The 10,742-nt window shown below is 39.8% G+C and carries 8 protein-coding genes, 1 other RNA gene and 1 pseudogene; 4 read left to right on the forward strand and 6 right to left on the reverse strand.

The features are described 5' to 3' along the window. The first annotated feature begins 275 nt into the window (after positions 1 to 275). Complete coding sequence (locus QX565_RS20515; RefSeq protein WP_289294208.1) at positions 276 to 1,118, forward strand: AraC family transcriptional regulator; 843 nt, start codon at positions 276 to 278, stop codon at positions 1,116 to 1,118. 72 nt (positions 1,119 to 1,190) lie between these two features. Next, entirely contained in the window at positions 1,191 to 1,646 is a 456-nt protein-coding gene (locus QX565_RS20520; RefSeq protein WP_289294209.1) for a DUF4405 domain-containing protein, read from the forward strand. 40 nt (positions 1,647 to 1,686) lie between these two features. Here QX565_RS20520 and QX565_RS20525 read toward each other — a convergent pair whose 3' ends face one another. From QX565_RS20525 to QX565_RS20550, 6 genes and pseudogenes are all read right to left on the reverse strand, one after another. Further along, entirely contained in the window at positions 1,687 to 2,913 is a 1,227-nt protein-coding gene (locus QX565_RS20525; RefSeq protein ID WP_289294210.1) for a clostripain-related cysteine peptidase, read from the reverse strand. A gap of 93 nt (positions 2,914 to 3,006) precedes the next feature. After that, positions 3,007 to 3,408, reverse strand: a complete 402-nt coding sequence (locus QX565_RS20530) for a hypothetical protein (protein WP_221651322.1) — start codon at positions 3,406 to 3,408, stop codon at positions 3,007 to 3,009. 140 nt (positions 3,409 to 3,548) lie between these two features. Then, positions 3,549 to 4,409, reverse strand: coding sequence for a sigma-70 family RNA polymerase sigma factor (locus QX565_RS20535; protein ID WP_221651321.1), 861 nt, complete (start codon positions 4,407 to 4,409; stop codon positions 3,549 to 3,551). 219 nt (positions 4,410 to 4,628) lie between these two features. After that, a complete protein-coding gene (locus QX565_RS20540; RefSeq protein WP_289294212.1) occupies positions 4,629 to 6,167 on the reverse strand; it encodes a Do family serine endopeptidase in 1,539 nt (512 codons plus the stop codon). 356 nt (positions 6,168 to 6,523) lie between these two features. Further along, positions 6,524 to 7,667, reverse strand: a pseudogene (locus QX565_RS20545) (dipeptide epimerase). Position 7,668: 1 nt separating this feature from the next. Next, complete coding sequence (locus tag QX565_RS20550) at positions 7,669 to 8,652, reverse strand: C40 family peptidase (protein ID WP_289294214.1); 984 nt, start codon at positions 8,650 to 8,652, stop codon at positions 7,669 to 7,671. Between the two features lie 253 nt (positions 8,653 to 8,905). On the opposite strand from QX565_RS20550, the gene rnpB reads away from it, so the two are divergent. After that, positions 8,906 to 9,295, forward strand: an RNA gene (gene rnpB / locus QX565_RS20555) — RNase P RNA component class A. Positions 9,296 to 9,322: 27 nt separating this feature from the next. Then, positions 9,323 to 10,642: a YihY/virulence factor BrkB family protein gene (locus tag QX565_RS20560; RefSeq protein WP_221651317.1), complete on the forward strand. Its 1,320-nt coding sequence runs from the start codon at positions 9,323 to 9,325 to the stop codon at positions 10,640 to 10,642. The last annotated feature ends 100 nt before the right edge of the window (positions 10,643 to 10,742 follow it).

Raw genomic sequence — 10,742 nt, forward strand, 5'->3', positions numbered from 1 at the left:
ATTTTGGAATAAATATGAAATTTTATCGTAATACGCTGATAAGCAAAGGTATTGTAAAACATAAAAAAAGAAAGGAAGGAAAACAAAGGAAAACAAAGATACATTATAATATATAAGCGCATGCGTATACGCGTGCGAGAAAATCTATAAATTGAAGTATAGATTCCCACAGATAAAAAGTAGTTGATTATTCTTTCTCACTCATCTACTGTTATACTTAACATTGTTTTGGAGAGTTATCAGTTGCTTTTATTAACTTTGCAAAAAAAGATCAAATGCCAATTATCCCAATACACAAAGTCGTTCAACAATCTGATTTCGGAATATATTTGAAAGAGGTCTCCCCTTTTTCATCAAAATCGCCTATTAACTATATTCATCAGGATGATTATTATATATTCGGTATGGTGGATAGCGGAAAGTGCAGTGTCAGTATAGATTTTAAGAACTATCATTTATCAGAAAGTGAAATAATATGTACCCAGCCCCATCAAGTGCATCATGTTACCAATGCAGGCGACGCAAAAACATTTCTTTTGTTTATTGACAGTGTATTCATAGACTCAGAGACCAAACAAATACTTGCCGAATATGCTCTATCTCTGACGCCATTCAAAATAAGCGATCAACAACGCTTTGAATTGGAACAATTATTCGCCATCATTCTCCACAGAATAAACGATTCGGGAAACAATAAATCAAAACATATTATACAAAATCTATCACGTGCTGCCGTAGGGATAATAACAGAAGCCATACAAGGAATTATCCGACAACAGTCTAAAAATAAAAGACATATAGATATCACATTAGCTTTCAAAGAACTACTTTCAAGAGAGCTACACATAGAAAAGAGAATATCTCACTATGCAAAATCGTTACATATATCTCCGGTATATTTAAACGAAGCTATTAAAAGTATTACCGGAATCAGCGTAAGCAAATATATTCAAATTGAACTTATGTTGAGAGCAAAACGAATGCTAATATATACCTCTCTAAATATAAAAGAGATCGCTATTAATTTAGGTTTTGATGATTATGCTTATTTCACGCGTTTATTTACGAAAGCAACAGGCCTAAATCCTACCTCATATAGAAAGAAATACCTTGAATAGTGCAATCTTTACCTTATATTGTCTATTTTTCCATTTAACAACGCATTGTAACTTTGCAACCAAAAAGGAACAATGAATAAAAAAAGATTTATTTACTTTACGGATTTAATATTGATTCCCCTATTTATTTTGTCATTATACACAGGAATAAAGCTACACATCGCCGAACACCATGCCAACCATGAAATATGGCACAATTGGGCTGTGTTTCACACAATCGTCAGCCTGTTATTTACTATATTCGGAATTGCGCACATCAAAAGCCATTGGAACTGGTATAAAGGATTAAAAACAATAGGCTGTAAAGGTAAAAGAAAAGTTGTACTGCTTTTGTCTATAACCTTTGCACTGGTTATTATTACGGGCATACTATTGCTACTATTCGTCAATGGAGCCAGTTCGTCAACAGGACTATTACATTACAAAATCGGTATTGCAACGGGAGTTTTAGCGATTCTACACATATTAAGACGAAAACACTTCTTGTATAGCGGATTTAAAACAAATATAATAACCAAAAAACAATAATTATGCATTGTCTAAAAATCAACCAAGATGCAATACTACCTTACCAGCCAGTATTCACCCAACCCGCATCGTAATACCACTGATAATCACGATAAAAATCATTTAACTTCGGACTTGCACTACGAGGTATAAAGACAGACAAACCACACGTTCCAGTCATATCAAAGGCCCCTACCCAATCTGAAAAGTTTTTTGGAGTAGTATAATAGTAGGGAACAGCTTCCTTAAAAGCCTGTTCCCAAACTCTATATTCATCATTGTCACCCGTGATCTTTTTCATAAAATCAGCAAAATCATAATAGAGCTTAGAGTTATTGTAATTATATGAATACCCTTTTCTCTTATCATAGCAATATACATTATCGGAAGTGGTCGATGCATCCACATATTTTGAGACAAGCTCTCCCGTGACAGCGGCAAGCGCTTCAAGCTTACTACAATCTACCACTGCAGACGAAACCCCTGCAACCCAAATATTAGTAAGATAATTACGGTCTTTCCATGGGCTATACTCCCCTTCCCGTATCTCCGCATTATACGTATTTGCATAGTTTGTATAATATGTTTCAGCAATCTTTTTTGCCGCCGCATCTTCATCTTCAAACATAGCAGGCACTACAACCTGATAAGGAGCTCCCGGAGCCGGAATTTCAGTAGGAGAACCCACTATATAATCTGTATATTGACGCAACTCATAAGCAACTTCTGCCGCTTGCATAAAGCAAGCATCAAAAAAGACAAAATTCAGGTGCCGGGTACCCTCAAGCACTTTACGAAGGTCTGCAATATTCATTGAATTCCCGCCATCATCTCCAAATGACCTGGATTTAACTCCCGGATAAGGAGCCCAGCCATCAGCATGTGACCATAGCACCAATCCATAACTATCAGCCGGATATTCCGAATAGACCTGATTTAAAATACTTTTCATTATTTCAGTATCTACAGAATTCTGTTCCGCATAATCCTGAAGCCTCTCTTGTTTTACCGTACCATTCTTATCCTTGTATAGGCGGATTAAACGCGGTTTTGAATTATCATCCCTATAAATAATCAAGTTATTATTCTGATCATCCACAGACTTCATTCCTTCAAGCATTTCATTAAAGTCTGCTTCGGCAAAAGAGCTCAAGTTGTTTTGCGCTACCATATATACCAATACTGTACATGATCGCTTCTCTGGTCCCGAAACTTCGTTGTCATCACGACATGCCGTAAAAGTCAAAATAAAAAATGAAACCAATAAAGATAATATGGTAATTCTCATAATTATAGTATGCTCTGTTTCTTAATATATTACCCACAAAGATAAAAAAATAAGAGACACAAACACTGCATCTCTTATATATTAACATCTTAACTATTCTTCCGGTTTAGTGAACCTGAATTTTTCAGGATCAACCTTTTGCAAAGCCACCGCTTTGTTCTTCTTGTACTTCCCCAATATTTTCAAAGCTTCTTTATCAATCTTCTTCTTACTATCCGAAAAATAAATCATACAAGTCCTGTTAGGCTGATTCATATCCAGTTCTAAAAAGTTTTTAAACTGATAGCTGTACAATTCACGATGTGGCAAAAAACCATTCTTATCAAGATGAACACTATCAATCAACTGAATATCCGTATAGTACACCACAGTATCTGTAAATGAGGCAGAAACGCCAAAAGCATACACAGGCTTATGAGAACCTTTCTTAATTGAGAACGCTGAGCACAAAGTGAACACCAGTGCTATTGCAAATAGTATTTTTACGTATTTCATATCTAAACTGTTTTATTGCGGCAAAGGTAACAAAAAAGGGGGATAAAAAAAGTCGTGCAAGTCTGTTTTTTAAGATAGTTACCCTAAACACTTCAACTTACACGACTAATACCTTAATTGTCGAAAACTGATATATCGCCTTATCCCAAGTACGATTTGAGCAATTTGCTACGATTACTTTGTCTTAATCTTCTGATTGCTTTTTCTTTTATCTGACGAACGCGCTCACGTGTGAGACCAAACTTATCGCCGATTTCTTCTAATGTCATTTCCTGTTGTCCGATACCGAAAAACATCTGTATGATTTCTTTTTCTCTATCGGTTAACGTAGAAAGAGCTCTATCAATTTCCCTCGCAAGAGACTCATTAACCAGAGCGCGATCCGCCATAGGCGAGTCATCATTCACCAGCACATCCAGCAAGCTGTTATCTTCTCCTTCAACGAAAGGTGCATCTACCGAAATATGACGGCCGGACACTTTTAACGTATCAGAGATTTTATCAACCGGGATTTCCAATTCGTCTGCCAACTCTTCCGGAGATGGACGGCGCTCATTTTCCTGCTCGAATTTTGAGAAGGCTTTACTGATTTTATTCAGTGAACCAACCTGATTCAAGGGAAGGCGAACGATACGTGACTGTTCTGCCAATGCTTGCAAAATAGACTGACGAATCCACCATACAGCATAACTGATAAACTTGAACCCACGTGTTTCATCAAACTTTTCGGCAGCCTTAATCAGTCCTAAATTGCCTTCATTAATCAAGTCAGGCAAACTCAAACCCTGGTTTTGGTACTGTTTGGCTACAGACACGACGAAACGCAGATTGGCACGTGTCAGTTTTTCTAACGCTACACGGTCACCCTTACGAATACGCTGAGCAAGCTCTACCTCTTCCTCTACAGTGATGAGGTCTTCGCGACCGATTTCCTGCAAATACTTATCAAGAGAAGCGCTCTCTCTGTTAGTGATACTTTTGGTAATCTTTAGTTGTCTCATTCTTATAAAACAGATTTGGAGTGCAAAGTTACGACAAATAATTTGTTAACTAACTATCTTAACGAAACTTTTTCACCATTATTATTATCTGTATAAACAAAAAGAGATGCCGACAAGTTGTATACCGGCACCCTTTTTTTAATTGAAAGTTGAAAATTGAAAATTGAAAGTTGGCTGCGCTATATACTGCATAGTAACTTTCAATTTTCAATTAATAAACTATTCCTGAGTCAGGTCAACAGCATAATTAGCACGTTTTCCTGATGGGAACATTCCTGTGAGGAATAATACCTGATCCGGTGATTTGGTTGCTGCTTTCAGCACCTCTTCCAGATCGCTCACTTTACGTATCTGCTGTCCGTTAGCTTTCAGAATGATGAATCCCTTACGGATACCTGCATCTTTCATCTTACCATTGGAAACACCTGTTACCTCTATACCATATCCCAAGTTGAGTTGCTTCTTCAAGTCGGCAGGGAGTTCTCTGAAAGCTGCACCCAGAATTTCCATTCCGGCATTCTTTATTACTTTTGTAGTACCTTGCTCATTCTTCAAAGTCACTTCCACACTCTTTTCTTTCTTATCGCGAATCAACTTCACAGTAATCTTATCACCCGGACGATGTTTTGCAAGCGCTTCCTGCAAGTCGGCAAAGTTGTGAACCTTCTTACCATCAATACCTATGATCACATCGTCTACTTTGATATCCGCACCGGATGCCGAACCACCTTCAGTAATTTCACGTACCCAAACTCCGTCTACTACACCAAACTCTTTCGCTTTATCACGAAGCGTAGTGCCCGACTTGTCTATAGGTTGCTGGTCTTCCATAATACTGCTTCCCAATGAAGCTCCTGCGATACCCAACATAGCACGCTGTACGGTTCCAAACTCTTTCAGGTCGGCAACCACCTTTTTCATAATACTGGTTGGTATAGCAAAACCATATCCGGCATACGCACCTGTAGGTGACGAAAGCACAGAATTGATACCTACCAATTCTCCCTTTGCATTTACCAGTGCACCACCGCTGTTACCCTGGTTGATAGCGGCATCCGTCTGAATAAAAGATTCAATGCCACCATTGTAAACACCCAGCGTACGGGCTTTTGCACTTACAATACCTGCCGTTACAGTAGAGTTCAGATTGAACGGATTACCTACCGCGAGTACCCACTCACCTACTTTCAGTGCTTCTGAATCACCTACCGGAATAGTAGGCAGATCATCGTCTGCTTCTATTTTCACCAATGCAAGGTCAGTACTCGGGTCTGTACCAATGATACGGCCTTTAAATTCGCGATTGTCATTCAACTTCACTGCTATTTCATCCGCACCATCAATCACGTGGTTGTTGGTTACAATATATCCATCCTTAGAGATGATAACTCCCGAACCAAAACCTACACGCTCCGGTGTCTGTACCCGGCGCTGACGTCCGCCGCCATCACCAAAGAAGAAGTCAAAAATATCAGGTGCTCCCTGAACAGTCTGAGTTTTTGATTGTTGAGTGGACTTTATATGTACTACAGCATGAAGCGAATTCTCTGCCGCCTGTGTCAAGTCTACCGGTTGCGCATTGATTGCATCAAAAGCAGCCAGTTTCACATCAGGATTCTGTTGGAACACCTCATTAAATGACGCCTGCTTGTCGCTATCTCCTGTCTGCATCATTTTATAGGTTGTTAAACCTGCAACTCCTGAACTCAGAAGAACGATGGCTCCTACTCCAAGAATGTTTTTTGTTGTCTGTTTCATACTACTCTTTGTTTATTCTTTAAAATGTTAATATTCTAATTTGTTTTAACTTTATGACGTTAAAATAACGACAAAAATCATTCACTTATTCCACTTGTCACTCTTTTTTGTCCTCTTTTAACAGAGAATATTTACTGATTAACAGCGCTTAACGACGGACACTGACAAATTTGCATTCGTTACATGACAAGGCTTTTAACATGGCAGAAAAACAATTTGGATAATATGCTAAATAATGTGCCAATATGCCAATGTGCCAATATACCAATTGGCTGCGCTGTGGCATACCGCATGGCAATTGGCACATTGGCATATTATTCAATTAGCACATTATTTTATTGCCACATTAGTACCTGTCAGACTGACAGTGTGACTCCAATTCCTGGTAAGTTATTGAGCGTAATTTTGCCTTTTAATACCTCCACTCCCTTAAAACGATCATTGGAGATAAGTAAATTACCATCCAAATCAGCAAAATCAACGGCCGGAGAAAATTGCGCAGCAGCAGATATGGCACAAGATGTCTCGGTCATACACCCTACCATTACTTTCATATCCAGTGCACGCGCTAAAGTCACCATTTTCCATGCCTCACGCATTCCGGTACATTTCATCAGCTTTATATTGATTCCGGTAAAAGCACCTTTTAAAGCAGCCACATCACTAAGACGCTGCAAAGATTCATCAGCAAACACCGGTAACGGACTCTGCTGAGTGACCCAGGCAATGTCTTCCAACTGTTCTTTAGGCATAGGTTGCTCAATCATCACAATCCCCTGTTCTTTCAACCAATGAACCATATCGAGCGCATAGAATTTATCTTTCCAGCCCTGATTGGCATCTACAGCTATCGGGAGCGTACTGACCGAGCGAATTGTCCGAATCATCTCCTTATCGTTTTCACGTCCCAGTTTCACCTTTAGTATATTAAATTGCCCAGCCACCTCAAGTGTCTTTTCACGTACTACATCCGGTGTATCAATACCAATAGTAAACGTGGTAGAAGGTGTCTTTTCTTTGTTCAGCCCCCATATCTTATACCAGGGAGCTCCCAACAGTTTTCCTACCAGATCATGCAAAGGCCGCTTTTGCTGCCGTATCGCCCGGACTCAAACTATCAACATAAGCCAGAATATCTTCCAGTTCAAACGGATCATCAAACTGTTCCAGATTAACCTTACTCAGAAACTTCATCACACTATCCACTGTTTGCCCCAAATAGGGAGGCATGGAAGCTTCACCATATCCGGTCACCCCTTCATATTCTATCTCCACTTGCACATCAGGAGTCGTAGTACGCGAAAAGGAAGCTACCGTAAACACATGCTTCAGTTTTAATTCATAAGGAAAAAACTTCATTTTCATCTTTCCACCCTTTCCCAACCTGTTTATAGAAAAAGAAGCAGGATGAGAAGCTTCCGCAAAAGTATTGTTCACAATCAGACCGGAACCTATAGCCGCCAGGGCGGCAGTCTTCAGAAAATCTCTTCTATTTTGCATGCTAATTCTTTTTATAGTAGGGGTTTGTAAGTGTTGTATTCAATTCCGCCCCCTTATTTATAAAAGGTAGAAAACGGACAGCGAAAAGCAATCGCCCGGCATTAAATGCATCATACTCCTTATCTGCCTGATTAAAACTACTGATATGCACATCACCCAAAGCATGAATAAATCTCTTATCACCTATATATATACCGACGTGCGAAACAGACTCTTTTTTCTCAGCCGTAGCCTGCCGTCCAAAGAAAACAAGATCACCCGGCTCCACATTACTAAAATCAGGTGCTATGTCAATATGTTGCCCTATATATGCTTGTTGCGAAGCATCCCGGGGAATAATAATATCATGCATAAAAAGTACAGTACGCACCAAACCACTACAGTCCACCCCTTTAGAAGAAGTACCCGCCCATAAATACGGAACTCCCATCATCGTATAAGCTGTACGAATAATACTCCCTGCATCTTGCTTCAACTCTGAACGCCATTCTTTTTCGGGCTTTGCTATCGACTTTGAAATATAGGCCTGTCTGCCATCTGGATAAGAGACCTTATAAAAATGTCCTTTACTCCCCTCCCACTTCAGACGATTGCCTGCCACAACATCCGAAACTGTCTGAGAATGTTCATTAGGCTTTTCATACGTAAATCCATAATGTGCCGTTACTACTATCTTCTCTGTCCGGTTCCATTCATCGTACTTCTCTTTGGACATTGGGCTGATAACCATCCGATGCACCCATCCGGTATAGTCGTCAGGTGTTTGTATCTCATACCAGCCTGTATATTGCAATACCTTCACCGGCATCCCCAGCAAAGCCTGCGTAGTCATACCAGAGGTAAATTTACCCTCAGCACGCATATTACAAACAGATACACTAACAACACCATAAGCCGAATCGGCAGGTACGGACGGAATGTCCTGAGCTTTAATGCCTGTCACTATAAACCATAACAAGCTGAAAAAAAAGATACGCATTTTCATTGAAGCATAATTGAAATTAGTAGTTGGTAGATAGTAGTTGGTAGATAGTAGTTGGTAGATAGTAGTTGGTAGTTAGAATCTGTGCAGCATATTAGCGTTGTCATGCCGAAAGGATTCTAACTACCAACTACTAACGTCTAACTACTGACTCCATTCTAAAAGCAAAGATAGGGATTGCACGAACAATAAAGAAGAAGTTTGTGTTTATTTTTTAGCATAAAAGAAATAAATGACGTACTTTTGCCCCCCTAAAGCAGTTGGCTGGTCTGTCGCGTGTGTTTCGGCACAGGAGGAAAGTCCGGGCAACACAGAGCATCCCACTTCCTAACAGAAAGCTGTCCGCGAGGGTAGAGTAACGTAGAAGAAAATAACCGCCTCTCTTTCTTCGGAAAGACAAGGTAAGGGTGAGAAGGTGGAGTAAAAGCCCACCAGCCGCATGGTGACGTGTCGGGCTGTACGTCTTGGGAGTTGTAAGGTCATGTATACCGGCGTTATGAGAGTTGCTCGCTCCATGTCGGAGGGTAGACCGCTAAAGTGGCATGGTAACATGTCACTCAGATAAATGACAGGCACTTGTTTAATTAATAATTATAAATTAAAAATTATACAAGGACAGAACTCGGCTTACAGGCCGACTGCTTTTTTTTAAAATTATAATCTACTGAATGCCATGAATAAAAGAATAGCAGATATATGGAAATTTATCACCTATGACATCTGGCGTATCACGGAAGATGAGGTAACCAAAACTAAATTCTCGGTTTACAATATCATCAAAACCATTTATCTCTGCATCAACCGTTTCACCAAAGACCGTATTGTCAATAAAGCTTCTGCACTAACATATAGCACATTGCTCGCCATTGTACCTATACTTGCCATTGTATTTGCCATTGCCCGGGGATTTGGTGTCTCCACCATAATGGAACATCAGTTCCGCAACGGTTTTGGAGGTGCAACCGAAACCTCTGATACCATTCTTGAGTTTGTAAACTCTTACTTGTCGCAAACCAAAGGTGGAGTTTTCATCGGAGTGGGTTTAATCATGTTATTGTGGACGGTAATCAATCTGGTAAGTAACATCGAAATTACCTTCAACCGCATTTGGGGAGTAAAAAAAGCGAGAAATATGTATCGCAAAATCACCGACTATTTCTCTATGTTTCTTCTGATGCCTATCCTTATTGTTGTTTCCGGTGGTCTTTCCATCTTCATGAGTACAATGTTGAAGCAGATAGAAGATTTCGTTTTGCTGGCTCCTATTATGAAGTTTCTGATACGGCTTATCCCCTTTGTGCTCACCTGGTTTATGTTTACAGGGCTTTATATATTTATGCCCAACACAAAAGTGAAGTTCAAACATGCTCTGATATCAGGAATCCTTGCCGGTTCTGCTTACCAGGCATTCCAGTTTCTATACATCAGCAGTCAGTTATGGGTATCGCGCTATAATGCCATCTACGGCAGCTTTGCTGCCTTACCGATGTTCCTGTTGTGGTTGCAAATCTCCTGGACCATCTGTTTGTTTGGAGCAGAACTGACTTTTGCAGGACAAAACATAAGGAATTTTAGTTTCGATAAAGACACCCAGAATATCAGCCGCCGTTACCGGGACTTTATCTCTATCCTCATTATGTCTCTTATAGCCAAACGCTTTGAACAAAACGAGCCCCCATATACCTCCGAACAGCTGGCAGACGAACATCAGATCCCGATACGACTCACCAATCAGACATTGTATCAGTTGCAGGAAATCAATCTGATACACGAAGTTGTGACTGACCAAAAAAGCGAAAACATTGCTTATCAGCCTTCCATGGATATCAATAAATTAAACGTAGCTGTACTACTCGAGCGCCTTGATACTTATGGTTCTGAGAACTTCAAGATAGACAAAGAAGAAGAGTTCAGTGATGAGTGGCGGGTACTGGTAGAATCAAGAGAAGAGTACTACAAAAAAGCAAGTAAAGTATTACTGAAAGACTTATAATAAACAAAAATCGCCCGATTCACTCCTAAGAATGAACCGGGCGATCTCTTATTTATATCTATTTGTCCGCTAAGCCATCATAGCCTGTCCGCCAAATACA

This window comes from Bacteroides sp. 41_26 (assembly GCF_949740115.1).
GTDB classification, from domain to species: Bacteria; Bacteroidota; Bacteroidia; order Bacteroidales; family Bacteroidaceae; genus Bacteroides; species Bacteroides nordii.